27 protein-coding genes and 1 tRNA gene are annotated in these 23,223 nt (G+C 66.4%); 13 read left to right on the top strand and 15 right to left on the bottom strand.

All coding sequences use genetic code 11. The features are described from left to right. The first annotated feature begins 69 nt into the window (after positions 1–69). Positions 70–711 (top strand): glutathione S-transferase family protein, encoded by a 642-nt coding sequence (locus tag QX041_RS07410; RefSeq protein ID WP_315712077.1) that lies wholly within the window; start codon positions 70–72, stop codon positions 709–711. A 5-nt stretch (positions 712–716) separates the two neighbouring features. Here the strand turns inward: QX041_RS07410 and QX041_RS07405 are convergent, their stop codons facing one another. The 4 genes from QX041_RS07405 to QX041_RS07390 form a co-directional block, all read right to left on the bottom strand. After that, entirely contained in the window at positions 717–986 is a 270-nt protein-coding gene (locus QX041_RS07405) for a porin (protein WP_316164796.1), read from the bottom strand. A 44-nt stretch (positions 987–1,030) separates the two neighbouring features. Continuing rightward, positions 1,031–1,288, bottom strand: coding sequence for a PilZ domain-containing protein (locus QX041_RS07400; protein WP_316164795.1), 258 nt, complete (start codon positions 1,286–1,288; stop codon positions 1,031–1,033). 162 nt (positions 1,289–1,450) lie between these two features. Then, positions 1,451–1,525 (bottom strand) — tRNA-Glu (locus QX041_RS07395). Between the two features lie 213 nt (positions 1,526–1,738). Next, entirely contained in the window at positions 1,739–2,071 is a 333-nt protein-coding gene (locus QX041_RS07390; RefSeq protein WP_315712080.1) for a Rieske 2Fe-2S domain-containing protein, read from the bottom strand. 214 nt (positions 2,072–2,285) lie between these two features. Here QX041_RS07390 and QX041_RS07385 point away from each other — a divergent pair, with 214 nt between their 5' ends. Then, complete coding sequence (locus tag QX041_RS07385) at positions 2,286–3,038, top strand: hypothetical protein (protein WP_316164794.1); 753 nt, start codon at positions 2,286–2,288, stop codon at positions 3,036–3,038. A gap of 275 nt (positions 3,039–3,313) precedes the next feature. Here the strand turns inward: QX041_RS07385 and QX041_RS07380 are convergent, their stop codons facing one another. From QX041_RS07380 to QX041_RS07365, 4 genes are all read right to left on the bottom strand, one after another. Continuing rightward, on the bottom strand, positions 3,314–3,439 hold the full coding sequence (locus QX041_RS07380) for a hypothetical protein (protein WP_315712083.1): 126 nt from the start codon (positions 3,437–3,439) through the stop codon (positions 3,314–3,316). Positions 3,440–3,611: 172 nt separating this feature from the next. Beyond that, entirely contained in the window at positions 3,612–4,190 is a 579-nt protein-coding gene (locus QX041_RS07375) for a hemerythrin domain-containing protein (protein ID WP_315712084.1), read from the bottom strand. A gap of 140 nt (positions 4,191–4,330) precedes the next feature. Beyond that, positions 4,331–5,560, bottom strand: a complete 1,230-nt coding sequence (gene hemA / locus QX041_RS07370) for a 5-aminolevulinate synthase (protein ID WP_315712085.1) — start codon at positions 5,558–5,560, stop codon at positions 4,331–4,333. A gap of 184 nt (positions 5,561–5,744) precedes the next feature. Beyond that, positions 5,745–6,893 (bottom strand): PLP-dependent cysteine synthase family protein, encoded by a 1,149-nt coding sequence (locus QX041_RS07365; protein ID WP_316164793.1) that lies wholly within the window; start codon positions 6,891–6,893, stop codon positions 5,745–5,747. Between the two features lie 778 nt (positions 6,894–7,671). Here QX041_RS07365 and QX041_RS07360 point away from each other — a divergent pair. The 3 genes from QX041_RS07360 (at position 7,672) to QX041_RS07350 (ending at position 10,729) form a co-directional block, all read left to right on the top strand. Further along, complete coding sequence (locus tag QX041_RS07360; protein ID WP_315751644.1) at positions 7,672–8,700, top strand: PrsW family intramembrane metalloprotease; 1,029 nt, start codon at positions 7,672–7,674, stop codon at positions 8,698–8,700. A gap of 129 nt (positions 8,701–8,829) precedes the next feature. Further along, entirely contained in the window at positions 8,830–9,417 is a 588-nt protein-coding gene (locus tag QX041_RS07355; protein WP_315712090.1) for an HdeD family acid-resistance protein, read from the top strand. A 226-nt stretch (positions 9,418–9,643) separates the two neighbouring features. Beyond that, entirely contained in the window at positions 9,644–10,729 is a 1,086-nt protein-coding gene (locus tag QX041_RS07350; RefSeq protein WP_316164792.1) for a 3-deoxy-7-phosphoheptulonate synthase, read from the top strand. 49 nt (positions 10,730–10,778) lie between these two features. Here the strand turns inward: QX041_RS07350 and QX041_RS07345 are convergent, their stop codons facing one another. Genes QX041_RS07345 through epmA form a run of 3 tightly spaced genes read right to left on the bottom strand, consistent with a single transcriptional unit; the run spans position 10,779 to position 13,213 of the window. Beyond that, a complete protein-coding gene (locus QX041_RS07345; protein ID WP_315712092.1) occupies positions 10,779–11,036 on the bottom strand; it encodes a hypothetical protein in 258 nt (85 codons plus the stop codon). Positions 11,037–11,072: 36 nt separating this feature from the next. Further along, positions 11,073–12,167, bottom strand: a complete 1,095-nt coding sequence (locus QX041_RS07340; RefSeq protein WP_315751646.1) for a lysine-2,3-aminomutase-like protein — start codon at positions 12,165–12,167, stop codon at positions 11,073–11,075. Next, complete coding sequence (gene epmA / locus QX041_RS07335) at positions 12,164–13,213, bottom strand: EF-P lysine aminoacylase EpmA (protein WP_316164791.1); 1,050 nt, start codon at positions 13,211–13,213, stop codon at positions 12,164–12,166. Before epmA ends, QX041_RS07340 begins: the two co-directional genes overlap by 4 nt. Before the next feature lie 138 nt (positions 13,214–13,351). Here epmA and efp point away from each other — a divergent pair, with 138 nt between their 5' ends. The 3 genes from efp to QX041_RS07320 all read left to right on the top strand — a co-directional run bounded on the left by efp (position 13,352) and on the right by QX041_RS07320 (position 15,899). After that, complete coding sequence (efp, locus tag QX041_RS07330) at positions 13,352–13,918, top strand: elongation factor P (protein ID WP_315712097.1); 567 nt, start codon at positions 13,352–13,354, stop codon at positions 13,916–13,918. A 39-nt stretch (positions 13,919–13,957) separates the two neighbouring features. Continuing rightward, positions 13,958–15,574 (top strand): M23 family peptidase, encoded by a 1,617-nt coding sequence (locus QX041_RS07325; protein WP_316164790.1) that lies wholly within the window; start codon positions 13,958–13,960, stop codon positions 15,572–15,574. A 61-nt stretch (positions 15,575–15,635) separates the two neighbouring features. Continuing rightward, positions 15,636–15,899, top strand: a complete 264-nt coding sequence (locus QX041_RS07320; RefSeq protein ID WP_315712100.1) for a hypothetical protein — start codon at positions 15,636–15,638, stop codon at positions 15,897–15,899. Between the two features lie 87 nt (positions 15,900–15,986). Here QX041_RS07320 and QX041_RS07315 read toward each other — a convergent pair whose 3' ends face one another. Together QX041_RS07315 and QX041_RS07310 are read right to left on the bottom strand one after the other, a co-directional pair. Then, the gene (locus QX041_RS07315) at positions 15,987–16,169 is read right to left on the bottom strand and encodes a hypothetical protein (protein WP_315712101.1); all 183 of its coding nucleotides are present in this window, start codon (positions 16,167–16,169) and stop codon (positions 15,987–15,989) included. A gap of 59 nt (positions 16,170–16,228) precedes the next feature. Further along, complete coding sequence (locus QX041_RS07310; protein WP_315751649.1) at positions 16,229–16,699, bottom strand: carboxymuconolactone decarboxylase family protein; 471 nt, start codon at positions 16,697–16,699, stop codon at positions 16,229–16,231. A gap of 54 nt (positions 16,700–16,753) precedes the next feature. Between QX041_RS07310 and QX041_RS07305 the strand changes: the two genes are divergently transcribed. The 4 genes from QX041_RS07305 to QX041_RS07290 all read left to right on the top strand — a co-directional run bounded on the left by QX041_RS07305 (position 16,754) and on the right by QX041_RS07290 (position 20,347). After that, complete coding sequence (locus tag QX041_RS07305; RefSeq protein WP_315751650.1) at positions 16,754–17,308, top strand: MarR family winged helix-turn-helix transcriptional regulator; 555 nt, start codon at positions 16,754–16,756, stop codon at positions 17,306–17,308. 60 nt (positions 17,309–17,368) lie between these two features. Beyond that, the gene (locus QX041_RS07300; protein WP_316164789.1) at positions 17,369–18,589 is read left to right on the top strand and encodes a lytic murein transglycosylase; all 1,221 of its coding nucleotides are present in this window, start codon (positions 17,369–17,371) and stop codon (positions 18,587–18,589) included. Positions 18,590–18,680: 91 nt separating this feature from the next. Next, positions 18,681–19,451 carry a DUF6968 family protein gene (locus tag QX041_RS07295; protein ID WP_316164788.1) on the top strand — a complete coding sequence of 257 codons (771 nt, stop codon included), beginning with the start codon at positions 18,681–18,683 and terminating at the stop codon, positions 19,449–19,451. Between the two features lie 317 nt (positions 19,452–19,768). Beyond that, positions 19,769–20,347: a hypothetical protein gene (locus QX041_RS07290; RefSeq protein ID WP_316164787.1), complete on the top strand. Its 579-nt coding sequence runs from the start codon at positions 19,769–19,771 to the stop codon at positions 20,345–20,347. Between the two features lie 54 nt (positions 20,348–20,401). On the opposite strand, the gene QX041_RS07285 is transcribed toward QX041_RS07290, so the two are convergent. Further along, positions 20,402–21,199 carry an NYN domain-containing protein gene (locus tag QX041_RS07285; protein WP_315751654.1) on the bottom strand — a complete coding sequence of 266 codons (798 nt, stop codon included), beginning with the start codon at positions 21,197–21,199 and terminating at the stop codon, positions 20,402–20,404. Between the two features lie 280 nt (positions 21,200–21,479). On the opposite strand from QX041_RS07285, the gene QX041_RS07280 reads away from it, so the two are divergent. Next, complete coding sequence (locus tag QX041_RS07280; RefSeq protein ID WP_315751655.1) at positions 21,480–21,881, top strand: hypothetical protein; 402 nt, start codon at positions 21,480–21,482, stop codon at positions 21,879–21,881. Between the two features lie 153 nt (positions 21,882–22,034). Here the strand turns inward: QX041_RS07280 and QX041_RS07275 are convergent, their stop codons facing one another. Further along, a complete protein-coding gene (locus QX041_RS07275) occupies positions 22,035–23,042 on the bottom strand; it encodes a serine hydrolase (RefSeq protein WP_316164786.1) in 1,008 nt (335 codons plus the stop codon). Between the last annotated feature and the right edge of the window lie 181 nt (positions 23,043–23,223).

Below are 23,223 nucleotides of genomic sequence, written 5' to 3'. Positions count from 1 at the left end.
CCCCGCTTCGAGCGGGGCTTTTTGCGTAACATGCGCTAATGATGACGCTCGCCCAGAGAGGAGCCGAACGTGTCCGCCGACGACAGACTGACGATCTGGGGCCGCCCCAATTCGGTGAACGTGCAGAAGGTGCTGTGGTGTCTCGCCGAGCTCGATGTCGCTTATGACCGTATCGACGCGGGCATGCAGTACGGCCGCAACAACGAGGCGGACTATCTCGCAATGAATCCGAACGGCCGCATCCCGACGCTGGTCGATGGCGATTTCGTGCTGTGGGAGAGCAACGCGATCATGCGCTATCTCTGCCTCGCTTATGGCGACGGCACGCCGCTTTATCCAACGACGCCACAGCACCGCGCCGCGGTGGAGCGCTGGCTGGACTGGACGCTGTCGACGGTGCAGCCGATCGAGCGTCCGCTGTTCTGGGGCTTGGTGCGAACGCCGCCGGAGCAGCGCGACATGGCCGCCTTGCAGAAGGCGGCCGACGACGCCGCGGCGATGTGGCGCATCCTCGACGCGCATCTGACCACGCGCAGCCACGTCGAGGCCGAGCATTTCACGCTCGCCGACATTGCGCTTGGCGCCTATGCCCGGCGCTGGTTCGGAGTCGAAGGTGTCGTCAAGCCGGAGCTGCCGAGCCTCGCGCGCTGGTACGGACAGATCGCGCAACGCCCGGCCTTCATCCGCCACATCGCGCCGCCGCTGTCATGAGCACCTCAGCGGCTGGTCGAGGTGCCCATCTCGACGCGCAGGGCGCCGCCGACCTTCACGCAGGTATCGGTTCCCTCGACGCGTACGAAGTTGGCGCCGTAGGACGCGCAGGGATTGCTGGTAGCGGCCCCTGAACGGGATGCGGCCTTATTCGGTCCAGCCGCCTTTGGCCCGGGAAGCGATGGCGCAAGAAGCAACGACCCCGGCGAGCCGGCGGCTGCCACGGTCACGGCGGCGAGCACCGCGAGGGCGCCCAGGATGAGAGATCGACACATTCCGCTTGTTAGCGCGTCTGCCGCGGCGAAGCGACACCGGCCGTCTATTTGCCGATGAACTTGACGCCGACCGAGGCGCCGCGGCGCCACACCACCTGGCACTGGCGGCCCGTTCTTGCGTCGCGCGCGAAGGCGAGCCGGATGGTCGCCGGCAGCGCCGCCGCGTCCTGCAGGGTCAGCTTGGCGCCGGCGCTGGAAATGTCCTGAACCAGGCAATGGCGCACGGCGAACCCGCCATCCAGCGTGATCCACGCCGGCTGCTTCATCGATTTGCGGGCTTCCCGCTTCTTGGGCGCCATCATCCTGCTCCTGCTCGCCCGTTGCAGTACGGCAAGGACCCTAATGGACGGTTGACCGGACCCCGACTGCGCGTGCGATTCATCGCTGCAGAACCTCGCGCCGACCGCGTCTCGGCGCAAACCGTCCGTTTCAAGATCGAAGATGGAAGGAATGCCGGCGCGGAGTGGCGCTCCCTAGCGGAATCGAACCGCTCTCTCCACCGTGAAAGGGTGGCGTCCTGACCGATAGACGAAGGGAGCAATACGCACGATGCCAGAGGGCACGAGGCCCCGGTGCCATCGCCGCTTGCACGTTTCGGTAAAACCTTCAGCAAATCAGCAGCTTGAGGCGATGATCTGCGAGGTCGGCTGAACCACCGACGGTGATTCCGTGCCGCGCGCCGAACGTATAGAGGCGTTTCGCCGGCCGGGCAAGCCACCCCGTGGCGGTGTTTCCGGTCTCTTCCCGCGTGCTCAACGGGCCGCAAACAGCGGAGCGATACCGTCCGTGTCGATGTAGACCACGCCGTCCTCGACCTTGACCGGATATTGCGCCAGCGCGCTCTCCGGCGGGTGGAGCGGCGTACCGGTGAAAGCATCCCACGTCCAATTGTGCACAGGGCAACTGAGCACGCGGCCGTCGAAGCCGGCCTCCTCCATCGGCGCCGCCGTGTGCGGGCAGACGCCCTGGAACGCTTTGAGCTCGCCATTGTCGGGCCAGGCAAGGATGACGAGCTGGGCGTCGGCGATGACGAGGCGCATGCCGCCTTCGTCGATGGTGTCGGCCTTGCAGACGCGGGTGAACATTCGCTGGCCTCATGCTCCATTGCGACCATCGCAATCGAAGGACCACGAGCAAAACTCGTTCCGCGGACCGCGCTGTGCCCGCGAGCCCGACAAGACCAAGCCCGACAAGACCGTGGCACCCTTCTTGCTGCCCTTCCCGGCATCTCTCGTCGAACGAGCCATCGTGTCGCAAAGGCGACAGACCGCTCGGCGGCGAGTTGCGGCGGAGTGCGACATGACCGACATGACCGAGCTGAGAACACGCAAGGAGCCGCTCAATCTCGCCATCGTGCATGTCGATCCCGACGCCTTCATCGCCAACCTCATGGCTTGGCTCGAGATCACCACCTTCATCAAGGCGCAGCGCGTCGGCGAGGCCGCGGTGCCTGCCGACGGCAAGACACCCGCATTGTCGGCGGCGCAATTGCAGAACGGCGGCGTCCACGAGGTCGGCAACGACGCGCTGTTCGCCTTCGCGATGACGGCGTCGCTGAAGGGCGACAAGGCCGCGGTCGACAAGGTCGAGACCGCCTTGCTCGACGGCATAGGCAAGGATTTTCCCGGCTCGTTCGCGCTGTGGCACTTCCGCGCCACGATCGATGCGCCGACCACGCTCGACGATTTCGTCGGCCAGGCCGGCAAGAAGATGCTGACAGGCGATCTGCCGCCACCGCCGCTGCGCGCCAAGGAATATTGGAGCGCCGGACTGCGCTTCTTCGAGAAGGCGCGCAAGTCGAACTTCGTCCACGAGATCATGTATCCGCTGGCGAAATGGACGCGGGCGCGCTGGACCGAGACGGCGGAGAAAGGCGTCGCCTTTCTGCATCACATCGAGGACAACGTCCCGGTGCTGCGCGAGGTGCTGGAGGAGCCGCGCAACGACCAGGCGTTCATCGCCAATGTCCTGCTGAAGCTCGCGCCTGCCGTCGATATGGAGTTGAACGAGGAATATCAGGGCTTCCTGCGCTCGCTGGCGCGGCGCAACTGACGCAAGGGTGCGGTGGTCAATTCCAGCCGACCCGCCCACGCAAAAAGGCCGGCGGGCGTTACGCCGCCGGCCTCTTGTCGCGACTGCCGGCTCCGGCCGTCCGGTTCCGTCGCATTCCTGGGGTATGCGAACAGGGTCGCGCGATCTGGTTAATGATAGGTTAACGCACGTATACCGGAATAACCACGATCATGAACTACAACCATGATCCCGGGTTTGCGTTCCGGCCATGAACCAGCGCGGGGACCATCGAGCGGCGAGATCGGACAAGGCCGTCAGCTCAGCTGCAAGGCGCGCTTCGTCTCACGGCGCAGCGCCTGCTCCTGGCAGCCCGACAGCCGGACGAGTTCCTGGGGATACATGTCATAGCCATGGCTGCCAAAGGCACTCTGCTGCGCCATCGGGACCTGCGCAGGGGTTCGGGCCGCATCTGCCCCTGCCCCTGCATTCGACGAACCTCGGACCGGATCGAGCCCAGTGTTCAAAGCGGCCATAGCCAGCTCCGCGAAAGAGTGCCTGCCCCCACTGGAACTATAGTCCACCGGTCGCGGGGCGCAATTGGGCAAAACGCCATCAGCCGGCGGTGGCGCGCGCCTGCTCCGCCTCCTGTTCCCAGCGCAGGATGGTCCGCTCGAGATTGTGGAATTTCTCGGCGACGTCGCCGTCGAACAGCGGGTCCTTGCGGTCCGACATGCGGGCGTCGATATCGGCCCAATCCTCCGCCTGAAGGGCGCGCAGCGCCGCCGGAAACAGCAGGGTCTCCTCCTTGCGCAGATGCTCGCGCTGGCTGTCGATGAACTCATGCACGGCGGCGTGGAAGCTCTCGCGCAGGATCTCCTGGTCCGACAGCACCGCGTTCACGGCGTCGGCAAAGCCGCGCAGCCGCTGCGCCTCGGTCTCGTGCTCGTCGTCGACGTCGCCATAGGCTGCGGCCGCGGCAGGGTCGCGTTCGCGCAGCTTGCCGAAGATCATCTCCTCCTTGGGATGATGACAGCGCTGCGGATAGTCCTCGAAATAGGCGATGATGCTCTGCAGGATGTCGTAGTCCGGCCGCCGATTGTGATCGAACAGCTCCAATTCGTGCTCGAGCACCGAGAGAAGCTTCTCGAGATTCTCGTGCTCCTGCAGCAGCGCTTCGATGATCCTTGCCATGGCCGCCCTCGCCTGTGCGCCGGCTGGGCCTTGCCGAACCGGCATTTTCCCTGAACGCAACAGACTACGCCCGCGCGAGCGCGGGCGGCATTGCGGCAGATCAAACTGACAGACCGATGTGACAGGTCAGCGGAAACGGCTCACTCCGCGGCCAGCGCCTGCGGCGCCCGCGCAAGGCCGAGCCGGTCCCAGACGTCGACCAGCGCCTCGGCCAGGGCGTCGATCAGGCCGTCATCATGGTAAGGCGATGGCGTGATGCGCAGCCGCTCCAGGCCGCGCGGCACGGTCGGATAGTTGATCGGCTGGATGTAGATGCCGTGCTCGGACAACAGCAGGTCGGACGCCGTCTTGCACTTCTCGGGATCGCCGACATGCACCGGCACGATGTGGGTGTCGGACGGCATGACCGGCAGGCCCGAGGCGTTCAGCACGGCCTTGAGCCGCGCCGCCCGGTCCTGGTGCCGATCACGCTCCCACTGCGAGGTCTTGAGATGGCGGATCGCGGCGGTCGCGGCGGCGCAAACCGGCGGCGGCAAGGCTGTGGTGAAGATGAAGCCCGGCGCATAGGAGCGGACGGCGTCGATCAGATTGGCATTGGCGGCAATGTAGCCGCCGAGGCAGCCGAAGGCCTTGGCGAGCGTGCCCTCGAGGATGTCGATGCGGGCCATCGCGCCGTCGCGCTCGGCGATGCCGCCGCCGCGCGGGCCGTACATGCCGACCGCATGGACCTCGTCGACGTATGTGAGCGCGCCATAGCGCTCGGCGAGATCGCAGATCCGGTGCAAGGGCGCGACATCCCCATCCATCGAATACAGGCTCTCGCAGACGATCAGCTTGGGACGGTCGGGATCGGCCGCCCGCAGCAGCTCTTCGAGATGGGCGAGGTCGTTGTGCCGCCAGACCTGCTTCTCGCTCCCGGCCTTGCGGACGCCCTCGATCATCGAATTGTGGTTGAGCGCGTCCGACAGCAGCAGGCAGTTCGGCAGCAGTTTCGCGATGGTCGAGATGCCGGTCTCGTTGGAGACGTAGCCCGAGGTGAACACCAGAGCCGCTTCCTTGCCGTGGAGATCGGCAAGCTCGCGCTCGAGCTCGATCAGCGGATGGTTGGTGCCGGCGATGTTGCGGGTGCCGCCGGCGCCGGTGCCCATGCGCGCGGCAACGTCGACCATGGCGCCGATCACCTTCGGATGCTGGCCCATGCCAAGATAGTCATTGGAGCACCAGATCACGACATCCTTCGGCCCCTCCGGCGAATGCCAGATCGCGCGGGGGAAGCGGCCGGCGAGGCGCTCCAGATCGGCGAAGACGCGATAGCGCCGTTCCTGGTGCAACTGGTCGAGGGCACGGTCGAAATAGCTGTCGTAGTTCATCACCTGATCCGTCCTTCCCCTGCCCGCGTCCCGAGCCTGCGTTCCGGCGCGCCCTTGGAGGCCTGTTCGGGGTCGGACCAAAGCGCAATCCGTCGCGTCCTTCGTTGATCCAGATCAGGGATCGCGCACGATGCCGGGCATCCGGATGCCGCTCGCCGCGGTCCGCGACGCCCCCCGGAGGCGTTCAGGCGCGCAGCGGGTTCTCCGCATCGGCAACCTCGAGCCGCAGCGGCGCACCGGTGTCGAGGAAGGCAGACAGAGCTGCCTCGTACGGCGCGGGGTCGAGACCGCGCGCGGAGAGCCATTGCGGCTCGTAATAGGTTTGGCGATAGCGCTCCCCGGAATCGCAGATCAGCGTGACCAGTGAGCCGCTCTGTCCATCCTGCCGCATCTCGGCCGCCAGCCGGCACAGCGCCAGGAAGTTGGTCCCGGTCGAGCCGCCGACCGGCCGGCGCAGCCGCCGCGTCAGGACGTTCATCGCCGCGACCGAGGCGGCATCTGGCACCTTCATCATGCGATCCACGACCCCCGACACGAAGGATGGCTCGCAGCGCGGACGGCCGACGCCCTCGATCAGCGACGGCCGTTCGCACGTCCGGGCGCTGTCGCCGTTGCAGAAGGCGTCGAAGAAGGCCGAATGCTCGACATCGGCGACGCACAGCCGCGTCGGGTGCCGGCGGTAGCGCAGATAGCGGCCGATCGTCGCCGACGTGCCGCCGGTGCCCGCGCCCATCACGATCCATTCCGGCAGCGGACGGCGCTCGCCCTGCAACTGGTTGAAGATCGACTCGGCGATGTTGTTGTTGCCGCGCCAGTCGGTAGCGCGCTCGGCGAAGGTAAACTGGTCCATGTAATGGCCGCCGAGCCGGCTCGCGAGCGCGGCCGCCTCGGCATAGAGAAACCGGCCGTCATCGATGAGGTGGCAATTGCCGCCGTAATGCGTGATCGCGGCGATCTTCTCTTCCGAGGTGGTGCGCGGCATCACCGCGTAGAACGGCACCCCGATCATCTGCGCGAAATAGGCTTCCGATACCGCTGTCGACCCGGAGGAGGCCTCGACCACGGGCGTGCCTTCCCGGATGTGGCCGTTGCAAAGCGCATAGAGAAACAGCGATCGGGCCAGCCGATGCTTGAGGCTCCCGGTCGGGTGGGTCGATTCGTCCTTCAGGTAGATATCGATGCCGGCGAGCGCGGGCACGATCAGCCGGATCAAGTGCGTGTCGGCGGTCCGGCACTGGTCGGCCTCGATGGCCGCCACGGCGTCGTCGACCCAGCCACGGCGATAGCGTGGACCACAGGCTCTGTCGGAAGCTGACCAAGACGGCGAATTCATCGCGGCAACCGACCATGATCCCTTCGCCGCATCAAGCCCGCCCGGCCGCCCATGCCGAGCAAGCTGGGGGCAAATGGCAGTTCGGCGCCGGCTGCCGCGCCTTGGCACCGCAACGGAGCGAAAGGGCTTCGCGTTTGCGCCAGCGAAAAACGCTCGCATCGCTTGCAACTCATGGAATGCACGCGCGAATTTCGGAAGAATTTTTGAATGACGGCGAGAATGGTCAAATATTTGCACGCTTTTGCGGCCAAGCTGGGCATCATCGAATGGCACGACCGAGTCGAGCCTGCATCACGGGCGACCCAAGCCTGCTCCGAGGGGCACCATGAGAGTTCTTTCGATTGTTCTGGTTGCGTGCGCGATCAGTCAGGCCGCTTTCGCTGAAGGTCTGGAATGCCGGCGTGTGGCCGACCCGACACCACGATTGAGCTGCGTGGAAACGCCGACGACCGCCCAGGCGCCAACCACCTCCCGCACCGACGCCTGGACCCCGGTCGAACCGCGCCAGGAGGCCCCGGTGCGCGGCGGCGATGCGACGGCGCCGAGAGCCTCCCGGCCCCGTTGAGACCAGCCGGGCGGCAGCCGACGGCGGCTGCACTCGGCCCTGCAGCGGTCCCTCCCCCAATCGAGCCCCCGGACGGGGTTCTTTCCCTTGAAGGGCGGCTCATTCTGCCGACATGTAGATCTTGCCGTGCGGCCACGGACCGATGTCAAATCCATTCTCCGCGCGGGTGGTGGAGGGTCGGTTCGGCCCCGCCGCATTGGATGATCGGAGACCATGGCTTACTTGCCATCGCAAATGAACCTTCTCGAAGCCCTCGCGACCGTGATCGGCACCGCCGCGATCGCGCCCGCGCTGCTGATCCTCTGGCTGGTGGTCGCCGCCGGTGACAATTCAGGCCCTCCGCTCAAGATCTGGACCGCCTTCCTGCTCGGGGCAGCCAGCGTGCTCCTGCTCGGCATTATCAGGACGCCGTTCCAGCATGTCGGGCTGACATTGGAGAATCCCTGGATCGCCCAGGCGGTCCGGGCCCTTTTTGGCGTCGCCTTGCCGGAAGAGCTCGCCAAGGTCGCGGTGATCGCCGCGCTGTGGTCGCGGCGCCGGCAGGTCGGCAATGCCATGGACACGGTATTCTACGGTGCCGCCGTCGGGCTCGGCTTCGCGGCTTACGAGAACTTGGCTTATCTCGTCCAGCATGCCGAGATGTGGCGCTCGCTGGCGGTGCTGCGCAGCGTGCTCACCGTGCCGTTTCATGGCGCGCTCGGCATCATTGCCGGTGCCTATCTCGCGATCGCCCGCACCAGTACGGCGCTTGGCGCCAACCGCCACAATCGCGAAGGGGCGCGGCTGTCGAGCTGGGCGCTGGTGCTGGCCGCACCCGTGATGCTGCATGCGGCCTTCGACTATCCATTGCTGTTGCTGCAGCGGGCATCGACCCTCGACACCGCCGCGCGCCTCTGGCTCGGCGGCATCAGCGTGCTGATCGGGTTCTCGTCGATCGCCCTTGCCGTGCGGCTGGTGCGCCGCGTCGCCCATCACCACACGCCGCGCACCGAGGTGGCGCGGGCAAGGCTGAGCCAGCTGCGCAGGATGTGGGCGCTGCTCCTGCTCGGCGGCGCCGCCGGCTTCGTCGGGCTCGGATTCGTGCTGACCTCCATCCGGCATTGGCTGCTCAACCCTGACCGCAATGTCGCCGCGGTTCTGGTTCCCCTCGGTCTCACCGCGATCATCGTCGGGATGGCCCTTCTGATTGTCACAACGACGATCTATGTTTTCGGTCGCAACCGGATTCGGACGACGGCATAATCCCGGCATCGCGGGGCCGGCAGAGCAACCAAATGCGCATTGCGCGCTTGTCCGGGCCGCAGGTCCTCACCATGTGCGTGGGCAGGCGGCCGCGGCGTTAAGCGCGTGAGCTTGCCCGGAGTGACGATCATGACCCTTCCCCAGGATACGATTCCGCCCGAGCTCGAGCGCATGAAGTCGCAGATGGGCGCAGCCGTGCGCGCGCATTGGAAGGCCTTCCTGATCGAGGGCATCCTGCTCGCCGTTCTCGGCCTGCTCGCGATGATCCTCACCCCGCTGGCAAGCCTCGCGGTCACGATCTTCCTCGGCTGGATGTTCCTGATCTCGGGCATCGCGGGACTCGCGCTCACCTTCTGGGCCCGCGGCATGCCCGGCTTCTGGTGGTCGCTGTTGTCGGCAGTGCTCGCCATCGTCGCCGGAGTCATCCTGGTGGCGCAGCCGGTCCAGGGGACGGTGACGCTAACGATCGTGATCGGCGTCTATTTTCTCGCAGAAGGCGTCGCCACCATCATGTATGCGCTGGAGCACCGCCGCGAGCTGTCCGGGCGCTGGTCGTGGCTGGCAATCTCGGGCGTGGTCGACATCGCGATCGCCGGCATCATCATTTCCGGTCTGCCCGGCACGGCGTTGTGGGCGATCGGTCTGCTGGTCGGCATCAACCTGCTGTTCGGCGGGCTGTCGATGATCGGCATGGCGCTCGCCGCGCGCAACGGTTGACGCCGGCTCGATTTTCGGGATGACAAGCGGCCGCGCGGCCGCTATAGGATGGGCATGATCAACGCCGCCACCAGCTTTTATTGGTACTTTAGCTACGACAGCTCGCTGGCGGCGGGAGGATCGCGCTCAATCTGACACATTGCAGCAAGATATCCGAACGAGCCGCCAGACCTGGCGGCTTTTTTATTGCCGGCAGGTGCCCACCCAAGAGACCCAGGAGCCCGCCGTGCTGAGCACCACAGACGATCTTCGTATCAAGGAAATCAAGGAATTGAGCCTGCCGGCGGAGGTGATGGGTGAAATCCCCCGCACCCTCACCGCCACCCGTGTGGTGATGGCCGCCCGCAATGCGATCCATGCCATCCTGACCGGCAGCGACGACCGCCTGCTGGTCATCGTCGGCCCCTGCTCCATCCACGATCCCGACGCGGCGGTCGACTACGCCGGCCGCCTCGCCGCCTTGCGCGAGCGCCTCGCCGACCGCCTCGAAATCGTGATGCGGGTCTATTTCGAGAAGCCGCGCACGACCGTCGGCTGGAAAGGCCTGATCAACGATCCCGGCCTCGACAATTCCTTCGACATCAACAAGGGCCTGCGGCTCGCGCGCAGCGTGCTGTCCGCCGTCAACAATCTCGGCCTGCCGGCGGGATGCGAATTCCTCGACATGACGACGCCGCAGTACATCGCCGACCTCGTCGCCTGGGCCGCGATCGGCGCGCGCACCACCGAGAGCCAGATCCACCGCGAGCTGGCCTCCGGCCTGTCGTGCCCGGTCGGCTTCAAGAACGGCACCGACGGCAACATCCGCATCGCCGCTGATGCGGTCAAATCCGCGGCCCACCCGCACCATTTCATGGCGGTGACCAAGGGCGGCCGTTCGGGGATTGCGGCCACAACCGGCAACGAGGACTGCCACATCATCCTGCGCGGCGGCAGCGGCCCCAATTACGACGCCGCCCATGTCGAGCAGGCCGCGGCCGAGCTGATCAAGTCCGGACTGCCGGCGCGGCTGATGGTCGACACCAGCCATGCTAATTCGAGCAAGAAGCCGGAGAACCAGCCGCTGGTCGCCGCCGACGTCGGCCGCCAGCTCGCCGCAGGCGAGCAGCGCATCATGGGCGTGATGATCGAGAGTCACCTCATCGCGGGACGCCAGGACGTCAAGCCGGGCGTGGCACTGACCTACGGCCAGAGCATCACCGACGGCTGTATCGGCTGGGACACGACGGTGGAGGTGCTGGAGCAGCTCGCCGAAGCCGTCGCCGCCCGGCGTGCGGCGCTTCGCAACTCCCCGCGTGAGCGCTCGGCGTAACACTCACGACCGATCAAGCGGCGCGCGTCGGGCGCGCCGCAGATCGCGCTCAGCAGCCGCGGCAGATGCCCTTGATCTTGCGATCGAGCTCGCGGTCTTCCTTGGTCGTGCCGCTCATCGAATTGTCCTCGGCCTGCTCGGCCTTCGGCAGGTCGCTGGGGCGCACCTGACGATGGCCGACCGGCGCCTGCGGCGGCATGCCGCTCTTCGATCCGGTGCCGGCGGAGGAGCCGCTGCCGCTCTGCGCCAGCGCGATGCCATCGGTGACGGCCATCAGGAGCCCCATCGCGATCGCAAATTTCTTCATGTTGCTCCTCCGTGTCAGCGGAATCGGCAGGACACTTCATCCCGCGGCGGGCGGATAGAGGTGCGCCTCACCGCAATAGTCAATCACACGATAGCGCGTTTGCGCAGCTGCCGCATGATCCTGCTCAACAGTTTCATCCGCAGTGAGGTATTGCGGCCCCACCGGCGCCTTGCCGTAGCCGCCGGGGATGTCGAGCACGTAGTCGGGCTGGCACAGGCCGGACACCCGGCCGCGTAGCGTTCGAATCAGCGCCTGCCCTTGCGCCAGCGTGGTGCGCAGATGCGCCGTGCCCGGCGCGAGGTCGCCATGGTGCAGGTAATACGGCTTGATGCGGGTCTCGACGAAGCCGCGCATCAGCGCCTCCAGGGTCGCCGCGTCATCATTGACGCCGCGCAGCAGCACCGACTGGCTGACCATGGGAATGCCGGCCTCGATCAGCCGCGCGCAGGCCGCGCGCACCGGCGGACTCAATTCGCGCGGATGATTGGCATGCAGCGCGATCCAGGTCGTTGCGCCCGGCGCCTTCAGCGCGTCAACCAGCGCCGGCGTGATGCGCTGGGGATCGGCGACCGGCAAACGGGTGTGGATACGGACGATCCGGACGTGATCGATGCCGGCGAGATCGGCCATGATCTCCTTCAGCCGCCGCGGCGACAGCATCAGCGGATCGCCGCCGGTGAGGATCACCTCCCAGATCTCGTCATGTGCGCGGATGTAGTCGAGCGCCGCGCGATAGGCCTCCTCCGACAGCGCATTGTCCTTGCCGGGCCCGACCATCTCGCGACGGAAGCAGAAGCGGCAATAGACCGCGCAGACATGCACCAGCTTGAGCAGCACCCGATCGGGATAGCGGTGCACGATGCCCGGCACCGGCGCATGCGAATCGTCGCCGATCGGATCGCCGCGCTCGCCAGGCGCGGCCTTCAGCTCATCCGTGCTGGGCACGAACTGGCGCGCGATCGGATCATTCGGATCGTCGACGTCGATCAGGTCGGCGAGATGCGTCGTCACCGCCACGGCATAGCGCTGCGCCACGCGCGCCAGCGCCGGCTGGTCCGCCGCGTCAGCCAAGCCCTGCGCGACGAGATCCTCGGCGCTGCGCAACGTGGTCGGACGTTCGATCCTGTTCATCGCTCACCTGCCGGCGGCGTCCACACCACCTGATCGATCCTGGTGGCGCCGGCCGCCAGCATCACCAGGCGGTCGAAGCCGAGCGCCACGCCGCTCGCCTGCGGCATCGCGGCCACGGCGGCGAGGAAGTCCTCGTCGAGCGGATAGCGCTCGCCATAGCGGCGCTCCTTCTCGGCCATCTCCTGCTCGAAGCGGCGGCGCTGCTCGGCGGCGTCGGTGAGCTCGCCGAAGCCGTTGGCGAGCTCGACGCCGCAGGCATAGACCTCGAACCGCTCGGCGACGCGGGGGTCGGCCGCCACCCGCGCCAGCGCGGCCTCCGGCGCCGGATATTCATGGAGCACGGTGAGCCGACCCTGCCCGAGATGCGGCTCGACATGCTCGACCAGCACCTTGCTGAACAGGTCCGACCAGGTGTCGTCGTCGCTGATCCGGATCTTGCCGGCGGCGGCCTGGGCCAGCGCCCCACGGTCGCCCGCACCGTCGCGGATGGTCGCGAGCAGGTCGATCCCGGCATGGCGCGCGAACGCACCGGCAACCGTCAGCAGCTCTGGCTCGGCGAAGGGATCAGCGGCGCGGCCACGGAAGGCGAACCGCCGGATTCCGGTCGCCTGAGCCGCATGGGCGATCACCACGACCGTGTCGGCCATGATCGCGTCGTAGGGCACCTCCGCCCGATACCATTCCAGCATGGTGAATTCCGGCAGGTGCAGGTCGCCGCGCTCGCGGTCGCGGAACACGCGGGCGAACTCGAAGATCCGCCGCTCCCCGGCCGCCAGCAGCTTCTTGCAGGCGAATTCCGGCGAGGTTCGAAAATACCGCCGGTGCCGGGTCCCGTCCGGCGCCGTCAGGTCGGTGCGCGGTGCGTGCAGATGGGTCTCGTTGCCCGGCGACACCTGCAGGATGCCGGTCTCGACCTCGGTAAACCCCTGCTCGTCGAACCAGGCCCGCAACGCCCTGGTGATGGCGGCCCGGGCGAGCAGGAACGGCCTGACATCGGCGTGCCGCTGCGGCGACCACCACGGCGAAGGCGCGGGCTCCCGGGACATCAGGAGGTCGTCCGTTCGGGCCGCAAAAGACTGGCAACCCCGGACAAAATCAGTATGTTGCCGCCCGAAACCGCATTCCGCGTCGCGTGGCGCCCCGGCTTGGTCCGGCGCCCCCTTTTCAGTGTCAGGAAAACAGCTTTGAAAGTCATCGCCAGCTCTATTCGCAAGGGTAACGTCATTGAGCAAGATGGAAAGCTCTATGTCGTCGTGACCGCCGAGAACATCCATCCCGGCAAGGGCACCCCGGTCAGCCAGATCGAAATGCGCCGAATCAGCGACGGCGTGAAGATCTCCGAGCGCTTCAAGACCACCGACCAGGTCGAGAAGGCGACGATCGAGGAGCGCAACTTCACGTACCTCTACGAGGATGCCGACGGCTTCCACTTCATGAACCCGGAGACCTACGACCAGGTCCAGGTGCCGAAGGACGTGGTCGGCAACCAGGCCGCCTATCTCCAGGAGAACATGACGGTCAAGCTGTCGATGCACGACGTGGTCCCGGTGGCGATCACGCTGCCGCAGCGCGTCACGCTCGAGGTCGTCGAGACCGAGCCGGTCACCAAGGGCCAGACCGCGTCGTCGTCCTACAAGCCGGCGGTGCTCTCCAACGGCGTTCGCACCGGCGTGCCGGCGCACATCACGGTTGGCACCCGCATCGTCGTCATGACCGAGGACGGCTCCTACTGCGAGCGCGCCAAGGACTGAGGCACCTCGAGGATCTGACGCCGGGGGGCGCGGGGGGATTTGGGGGCACGGATCATCATACTCATCGCCGCCCTGGCGGCGATCATCACGCTGGCCGCGCCGTCCACGATGCGCGCGGCCGATGACTTTGCTCCGCCCGCCCTCACCATCAACCGCGCCGACTGGCGCGCCGCGTTGGACCAGCTCCGCTCCGAACTCAACGCGGCGCCCGAGGTCGCTGCCGACTTCGCTCTGTCCGCGCACCGGAGCAGCGTTTCGGCCGGCGATGCGCGGCGCAGGCCAGCGCTGGTCCAGCTCAACGGCGTGACCTCGACCATCTTCACGGGGATCGGACGCAGTCCGGTCCCCGTTTTGCTGCCGTTCGACGCCACATCCTATCTTGCTGCGCGCCGCAGCGCCGCCATCGCGGCGCGCGATCTGCCGCGCTATCAGGCCGACTTCCAGACCGACCTGTTCGATGCCGGCCCGTCGGGCTACGACGCCGTGTTCTCGCTGCCGCCGGAGATGACCTCCGGCCTGCCGCCGCGCGTCTTCGCAAAGCCGGTCGAGATCCAGATCACCGGCTCGCTCCTCACCTACGATGTCGCCGATCCCGCCGGCGGCAAGGGCGAAGGCGTCAAGGCGCTGTCAGCGCAATATCCCGATCTGCGCCGCTTCATCCGCGAGGGCTATGTCCGCTACGCCTTCACGCGTTTCGGTGTGCCCTATGTGGTCTCGATCCAGTGCCTGGACAGCGCGCCGCGGCCGCGCCGGCTCGCCTGCCGCGAGGCCTATCCCATCGCCGAGCGTTTCCTCAAGGCGCTGCGCATCGCCGGCGGGAGGCCGTCGCGAATCCCGCCGGAGATCGCGCCGCTCGCCGCCGAGCGCCCGCTCACGCTGGATACCGATTTCACCTATCGGCCCGTTGGCGACATCGTCGCCAACAGCGGCGGACGCGGCCGGAGCGGGCGGGCCGACCGCACCGTCTATTCGCAGATCCGCTATCCGCTGGATGCGCCGGCCTATGTGCATTCGCAGTCGTTCGGCCGCCGGCGCGCGAGCGACAAATTCGACCAGCCATGGAGCCAGTATCCCTGGCGCGACAATTTCTGCGAGGCGCGCAGCTTCAACGTCGGCCAGTGCGCCAGCGGCTTCGGCCATCAGGGCCAGGATCTCAGGCCGGGCGCCTGCCCGGTGCGCCGCGACGGCGCCGACGGCTGCAACCCGTGGCGGCAGCGCGTGCTCGCCGTGCGCGACGGCGTCGTGATCCGCTCGACCCGGCAGCAGGCCGTGACGGTGCAGGTCAACAGCGGCACCGAGCACATCCGCTTCCGCTACATGCACATGAATCCCGCGGCGATGGATGCCGACGGCCTGCTCAACGGCCGCAGCCTTCGCGAGGGCGAGCCGATCGGCGTGGTCTCGAACTATCTCGACCATCCCAACGGCACCACGCGCCATCTGCATTTCGACGTCCAGTTGTTCACGCGCGACGGCTGGATCTGGGTCAATCCCTACGTGACGCTGATCACAGCCTATGAGCGCCTGATCGGCGGCCGCGGCCGCGAGGTCGGGCTGGAGGAGATCGCCGCGTCGCCGCCGTCGACGACCGGCGCACTCGGATCGTCACCGCTCGGACCAGCGGCCGACGCCGCCGCGGCGCGCGACCGGAACTGATCGCCGGCGAGCCCGGAACCGGGACCCACCGCTCCGGGTTGTCTGGTCAGGAGGATCGCAGATGATGACAGCCAACCCGCATCGCAGAGCCGGACCCGCGCTCGTTTCAACCGCGATTGCGCTGCTCTGCGTGGGCGCGCTGACGATGCTGGTGCGCGACCGCTGGCATCCGCCGGAAATCAAGTCCGCCGAGGCGGCACGGCATTCGATGACCGGCCAGGTCGCCCGCGCCGCCGGCGCGCGCGTGATGCCGACCGACCCCAGCCTCGCGGTCGAGCCGAAGCCGGAAGGTCCCCAGCGGGCGCAGCCGGCGAATCCGTTTTGAGCGCAGCCCCCTTGCTGATCAGTTCGAGCTGACTGCAAGCGGCATGTGTCTCTTGCAACTCCAAGGAGACGGCCAAGGAGCAAGAAGTCATGCCGACCACTTGTCCTCTTCGCGGCGGTGCTCCTCGGCGTTGAGACGATCCGCAATCTCTTGCGCCATCGCCTCGTTCTTCGTCGTTGCGATCGGCTTGCCGTCCTGGCGCTGCACGCGCTCCTTGTCGGCTTCCAGCGGAAAATCCTCCGGCTTGAGCGGTTCGTCCGTCCCGGTCATGCGCGCCTCCTCTGCCTCCCGCGTATAACCCGCCGGGCCGTGCTGCGGTTCCAGACAACTCACGAAGCCGCCCGCACCGGCCGCTCCGCCGGCGTCCAGCGGAAGGCGACGCCATAGCGATTCCAGAGATTGATCACGCCGACCGCCGACGTCAGGAACACCAGCTCCGTTTCCGAGAATTCGGCCCGGGCCTGAGCATAGACCTCGTCGCTGACGCCGCCCTGCAGCGTGGTCAGCGCCTCGGTGAACGCCAGCGCCGCGCGCTCGCGGGCCGAGAATTGCGGCGCCTCGCGCCACACCACGACGAGATTGATCTTGTCGGCGGACACGCCGAGCTTCTCGGCCAGCAGCACATGATGCTGCACGCAGAATGCGCAGCCGTTGATCTGCGACGCCCTGATCTTGACGAGTTCGAGCAACTGCTTGTCGAGGCCGGCCTTCGCCGCCTGCTGACTCACCGCAAGGATGGCATCGTAAAGCTCCGGCGCCTGGCTCCGGAACGCGGTGTACTCGCTTCGCGCATGTGACATGGGCCTGTCTCTCGTGTTATCAGATGTCTGACAACTTATCAGGGCTCTGATGATATGCGCAAGGCACCGGAATTGACGACCGCGCGAGCGCCGCGAAAGGCCGGCCCCGCGCGTCGGCCCAGGAGTCAAACCCGGACTCGACCCAGGACGGCGGCCCGCCCGCCATCGCCCGGCGAGGGCAAGCGCGGCGAGGATGGCTACCTCGCCTATCTGCTGCGCCAGGCGCAGGCCGCGGCGCGGCTGTCGCTCGACCGCGCGCTCATCCCAACCGGGCTGACCCATCCGCAATTCGTGGTGCTGACGATGCTGAAGGCCTATCCCGGGCTGTCCGGCGCCGACCTCGCCCGCGTCGCGCTGCTGACGCCGCAGACCGTCAACGTGATCATCGGCAATCTCGAACGCGACGGCGCCATCGAGCGCACGCCGCATCCCGTCCATGGTCGGATGCTGCGATGGAGCCTGACGCGCCGCGGGCTGGCGCTGTTGGCCAAGGCGCGCCGGCAGGCCACCATCATCGAGCGCAGGCTTGCCCGCGGCTTGAAACGGAGCGAGCTCGCGACCATCCGCCGCTGGCTGGCGCACGTCGCCGCCGACCTCCACGGCGCCTAGCGGGTTCCCGCCGCTCCCAAGGCTTTGCCGCGCCCCGCCCTGACCGGGTAGACTGGCGCCATGACCCAGCCCGATTCCATGACCCGCCGCGCCTTGCTCCGCTCCGGCTTTGGCGCTGCCGCGCTGCTCGTCCCCGCGCTGCCGGTAGCGGCTGCCCCAGCCGAATTCGAGACCTGGCGCGACGGCTTTCGCGCCCGCGCGCTTGCCAAGGGCATCTCGCACGCCACCTGGACCCGCGTCATGGCACGGCTCGAGCCCGACATGACCGTGTTCAAGGAGATGCGCAACCAGCCGGAGTTCAAGGAGCAGCTCTGGCAATACATCAACCGTCGCGTCTCCGACTGGCGCGTCATCAACGGCAAGATCGCGCTGCAGAAGAACGAGGCGCTGTTCGCGCGCATCGAGAAGGATTTCGGCGTCGAGCGCGGCACGCTTCTCGCGCTGTGGGGCGTCGAGTCCGCGTTCGGCGATCCCCTGGTGCAGCAGAACCACATGCGCCCGGTGTTTCCGGCGCTCGCCGCGCTCGCCTGGAACGAGCCGCGGCGCAAGGCGTATTGGGAGACCGAGCTCACCAATGCGCTGAAGATCGTCGACCGCGGCTGGAGCACGCCGGAGGAGATGCGCGGCTCCTGGGCCGGCGCCATGGGTCACACGCAATGGATGCCCGAGGTCTGGCTCAATGTCGGCTTCGACTATGATGGCGACGGCAAGATCAACCCGTTCGGCCGGCCCGACGACGCGCTCGGCTCGACCGCGCGCTATCTCGTCAACCGCGGCAAATATCACCGCGGCGAGCACTGGGGCTACGAGGTGCGCGCGCCCGGCAACATGTCTGGCAGTCGCAGCTATGCGGCGTGGCAGGCGGCCGGCGTCACCCGCGCCGACGGCCAGCCGTTCCCGCAGCCCAATGCGTCAGCGCAGCTCTGGATCCCGGTCGCAGGCGGCCCCGCCTTCCTGCTCGGCCCGAACTTCTACTCGGTGAAATCCTACAATCCGGCCATGAGCTACGCGCTCGCGATCTGCCATCTCGGCGACCGCATCCTGGGGGCACCGCCGTTCCTGCAGCCCTTCCCCGGCTCCGAGCGCGCGCTGACCTTGGCCGAGGTGCAGGAGATGCAGAAGCGCCTGACCGCAGCCGGCTTCGACACCGGCGGCACCGACGGCCGCGTCGGCAACGACACCATGAAAGCGATCCGCGACTTCCAGGCCAAGGCCGGCCTCCAGCCGGCCGACGGCTATGGCGGGCTCAAGGTGCTGGCGAAGCTGCGGCAAGGCGGCTGACGGCCGTCCGCGCGGGTCGGATCGCGCATACGTGCTTACCGCTCGCCGCACGAATTCATCGGGATCAGGAACCTATCGACCGGAGTGAGCAATGACGATGATCGTGGCCGAGCGCACCTACCGGAATGTGGCGACAGGCAACGATGTCGCCGCGCGGGTGTTCGCGCCCGAACGGGTCGACGACTTCGAGTGGCGCTGCAGGATTGCCATCGAGGGGTTGGAGAGCCCCGTCGACAAGTGGATCAGCGGTGTCGACTCGTTTCAGTCGCTGTGTCTGGGGCTGAAACTCCTCTGCAGGCTGCTTACGGAGGACGAGGGGAGCCTCGCCTTCCTCAATGGAGACCCCGGTGACGTCGATGTCCCGCTGATCGCAGACTGCTGCTTTCCGCAAACGCGGACCGAGGCTTTGCGCTTCATCACCGAGCGCGACCGCGAGCTGCTCGACGCCCTGCCTGGTCCGATCCCGTCGGTGCCGCCGGAAAATGTACCCGAGACGAAATTGACCGAGGTCGTCGCCGAGCGTGTGCTGCGCGATGTGACGACGGACACCGCCGTCGTCGCCAGACTGTCCGCGCCCAGACGGGCCGGACCGAGATCCTGGTACTGTGACATTGAAATTCGCGGCTTGGGCAACCCGTTCGAAATGGCCATCTCCGGCGTGGATTCGTTCCAGGCCTTGTATCTGGGCCTTTACCGGACCTGCGTCCATCTGGAGAAGCACGAGCATCACCTGGCCGATGCCGTGGACGGCGCACCGGCGGGAGACGCCAATCTTCCCTTCATCTCGTTCTGTCCGCCCGAGGCGAAGCAAGAGGTCCATCGCGACATGCGCGACAAGCTCACGACGGAGGCCCGGCCGTAGCGACGGCGCGGAGTACGACGACCACTGGTCATTGTTCGCGATGACGGAGGGCTGAGGGCCTCCTCGATTGCGGCCACGGTCACACCTTGGCCGCCCACACGCCGGCTAGACTTCGGTGCCCTAGCTCTGGGCGGCGAATACGAATTGCGGGGATTGTTTGCAGGTTCCGTGAACTACACCATGGGAACTCAAACTTCATAGGACAGTCGTATTGTCCAACTGGACACAATTTACCCATTCTTTTGATCTGATTTCGAGCATCTGACGGCATGTTTATCAGTATGCGTGTGTACATCAACTAACAACGGAGCGACGCCATGCGTGTCGCGTTGATCCTCATCGTCATGGCAACCATGACGTCTCCATCGCAAGCGTCTCCTTCGTGTATGAACAAGAGCGAGGCGCGTCATCACTTCGGTTCGGTGCATATTTACTGGCATGGCTCAAACCACTGTTGGGACGCCACACCAATGACGAGGCGCCGCCACATAGCGAGAGTTGAACGCCAAACTGCCGAGCGCAAGCTGCAGAAGGAGCAGCCGCCGCATTGGCGCGACGCGCGATCGGAAATGTTGGCCGCCGCCCGGCCGTTTGAGCCGAGCACTGAATCAGACGACCCGCCCGAGACGACGATGACCAGATCCAACTGGTCAGCGCGGTGGATCGATGTCGCGCAAGTTGGTCCAGTGTCTCTACCCCAGAGCCTCCCCGCCTCCATACCCGCAGCGTCAAATTCCAAACATCAGGCCGAATCCGGCGCGGAGTCTTATGGCGTCGCCCTGATCGTTGTAGGCTCAATGTTGCTGCTTATCGTTGTCGTCGGATTCATGTTCCGACCTGGCGATACGCGCACAGGAGTGATGTTCGCGGCCGTGCACCGCCGAATGTACTCTTGAGTTCGTGGCCGCTCGCAAGTTCTCTCCGACCACGACACGCTGCCACCGACTGGATCACGATTTGGCCGTCGCCTCGCGGTGGCCGGACCTCGACGCCCGCGCCTTGGGCTGCGACGCGCTCGCCGCCTTCACGCGGATGCGCACCGAGCCGCCGCCCTTGGACTGTTCCTCGATCTCGAAGCCGCCCGTCTTGCGCACGAGGTCGCTGAGCTTGCGGCAGCCATAGGTGCGTGGATCGAAGTCGGAGACCAGGTTGGAGAGCTGCTTGCCGACCTCGCCGAGCGCGACCCAGCCGTCCTCGCTCTCCATCTGCGTGATGACCTTCTTGATCATCGGCGTCGCCGCGCTGATCGGCAGCAGCGACTTCGGCGCCGCAGCGCTGTCCGCGTCCTTGCTGCTCGCCGCGTCGCTGCGCAAATTCTCCGTGTAGATGAACCTGCGGCAGGCCTGCCGAAAGCTCTCCGGCGTCTTCTGCTCGCCGAAGCCGAACACGTCGATGCCCTGCTCGCGGATGCGCGCCGCCAGCCGGGTGAAGTCGCTGTCGGACGACACCAGGCAGAAGCCGTCGAAGCGTCCGCTATGCAACAGGTCCATCGCATCGATCACCAGCGTGATGTCGGAGGCGTTCTTGCCGGTCGTGTAGGCGAACTGCTGCTGCGGCACGATCGCGTGGCGCGCCAGCGTATCGGCCCACGGCCTCGAGCGCGGGCTGGAGAAGTCGCCATAGATCCGGCGCACGCTCGCCTCGCCGATCTTGGCGATCTCCTCGAACAGCCCGTCGACGATCTTGGCGGAGGCATTGTCGGCGTCGATCAGGACGGCCAGACGCGGCGAGCGGGGTTCGGACGGCATCAGATGGTCCTTGAGTAGGCCTTGGTCTCATTCCTTATACGCGGGCCGACGTCCATTCGAATGATTTTCTTGAGGCGAATGACGAGACTCGCGATGCGCGACAGGGCGCGGCCACGCGAGGCGCGGCGTGCAGAGGCCACAGAGATATGCGCTGCTGCGCCCCCCACCATTCGTATACGAACAAATTCCGGGTTCCCGGCCTGTTCTGGCGATCGTTTTCACCTTCCCTTAATTTGGGTCGCACAACGATGCGCCCACCCAACGATGGGATCTGCGGCAGATGATCAAGGAAGGCACTTATTCGGCCTGGTTCAGGACCCCCAAAGGCCAGGGAACCGGGATCGTCGAGCTGGTGGGCGGCAAGGTGTGCGGCGGCGACACCGTGCTGAGCTATGCCGGAAGCTACGAGGCCCATGGCGATCGTTTCACCGCCATCATCAAGACGAAGCGCCATGCCCCGGGACAGCCGTCGTTGTTCGGCCCGGACGAGCTGACGCTCAGCCTCGAAGGATGCTGCAGAGGCACGCCCGTCACGTGCACCGGTTATGCCGCGGAAGCACCCGACGTGCCGTTCGAGGCGTTGCTGCTGTTCTCGGCGTCCGACGACGCCCCATCTCCGCCCGCGCCCCGGCCGACGGCAAAATTCAGTCCCGATCATCTGCCGAAGCCGTCCTGGCGCTAGCATCCGACGCGATTGACGTCATCCTTTCCCCTGGGAACCGAACGCCTACGCGGTCGCCAGCGGCAGCTTGCGTTCGGCCACGATCCGCACCGGCGGAAACACGACGCAATCAATCGCATCGGAGGTTGATCGCCAGGGCCATCGACGTCCTGCTCAAGGAACCGACGCGCTGATCTTGCCGACGAGATCGAGGAAGCGCTGCGTTCGGACGCCTGTCCGATTCACGGCCAGATCGACCAGCTCGACGACCACCAGGTGCTTCGAGGGAACGACCACGATCTGCTGTCCGCCGTAGCCGGAGGCAAAATAGCCGCTGATGCCGGATCGGACGCTGCTGAAGGTCCACCAGAGATAGCCGTAACCCCGTCCGGGCTGCTCGGTGTCCGAGAGACGGCTGGTCGATTCCGTCACCCATGTCGGCGGGATCAGTTGAGCCCCATTCCAGAGTCCGCCGTTCAGGAACAGCAGGCCAAACCTCGCCAGGTCTCGCGCGCTCATCCGAAACACATAGGCCGGATGCGACGAGGAGGCTTCCTTCACGTACACGCCGTCTGCGGCGGAGAAATCCTCCATCCCGATCGGCCGGCCGATCCGTCTGTCGAAGCTTGCGAACACGTCGTCGACGGACTGCCGATAGATCGTGCCGAGCGCGTTGAAATCCCAGTTGTTGTAGTACCAGAAACTGCCCGGCGGATGGCTCTCGCGCGCCGGCCGCCTCTGCTTCATCTGCCCCGTCTCATAGGACGCGAGATGATAGACCCCGGAGCGCGCCATCAGTAGCTGACGCACCGTCGCGGTCTGCTCGGCCGGCGAAAGCCCCGGCGGAACGTCGTCGATCTCGAGCGCGGCAAGCGTGCTGTCGAGGTTGATCCGGCCGGCTTCGACGGCGATGCCATACAACGCGCTGAGCAGACTCTTGCGCACGGACCGGACATTGACCTTCGCACCGAGATCGCCGAACGAGGCAACAATGTCGTCGTCCCTCACGACCATGATCGCTGTCGGCTTCTGTTCGACCGCAAACTCCTGCACCTCGCGTGCGATCGGTGCAGACCAGGGCGTCTCGTCCGGGCTTGCCGTCCGCCAATGCAGTCCCGGCTCGGCCTGAGCCCAGGACCAACCCATCGCAAGGATTGCCAGCACGGCAAGCGGACGTCGCATTGGCACGTTCATTCCCGTCTCGACAAAACCGATGTCGAGAATGCTAGAGCAAGACCGACGGACGGTACAGAGGTCACCGGCCATCGATGTCTCTGTCTGCATGGCCGCGGATCTCCACCGCTCGATGACGCAACATGCCCCGTTGCAATTTTTTTATTTTCACCCGCAGCATCAGCCAGAT

It is taken from the genome of Bradyrhizobium sp. SZCCHNRI2009 (assembly GCF_032485115.1).
Taxonomy (GTDB): Bacteria; Pseudomonadota; Alphaproteobacteria; order Rhizobiales; family Xanthobacteraceae; genus Bradyrhizobium.
This window is presented reverse-complemented; position numbering and strand designations above follow the sequence as displayed.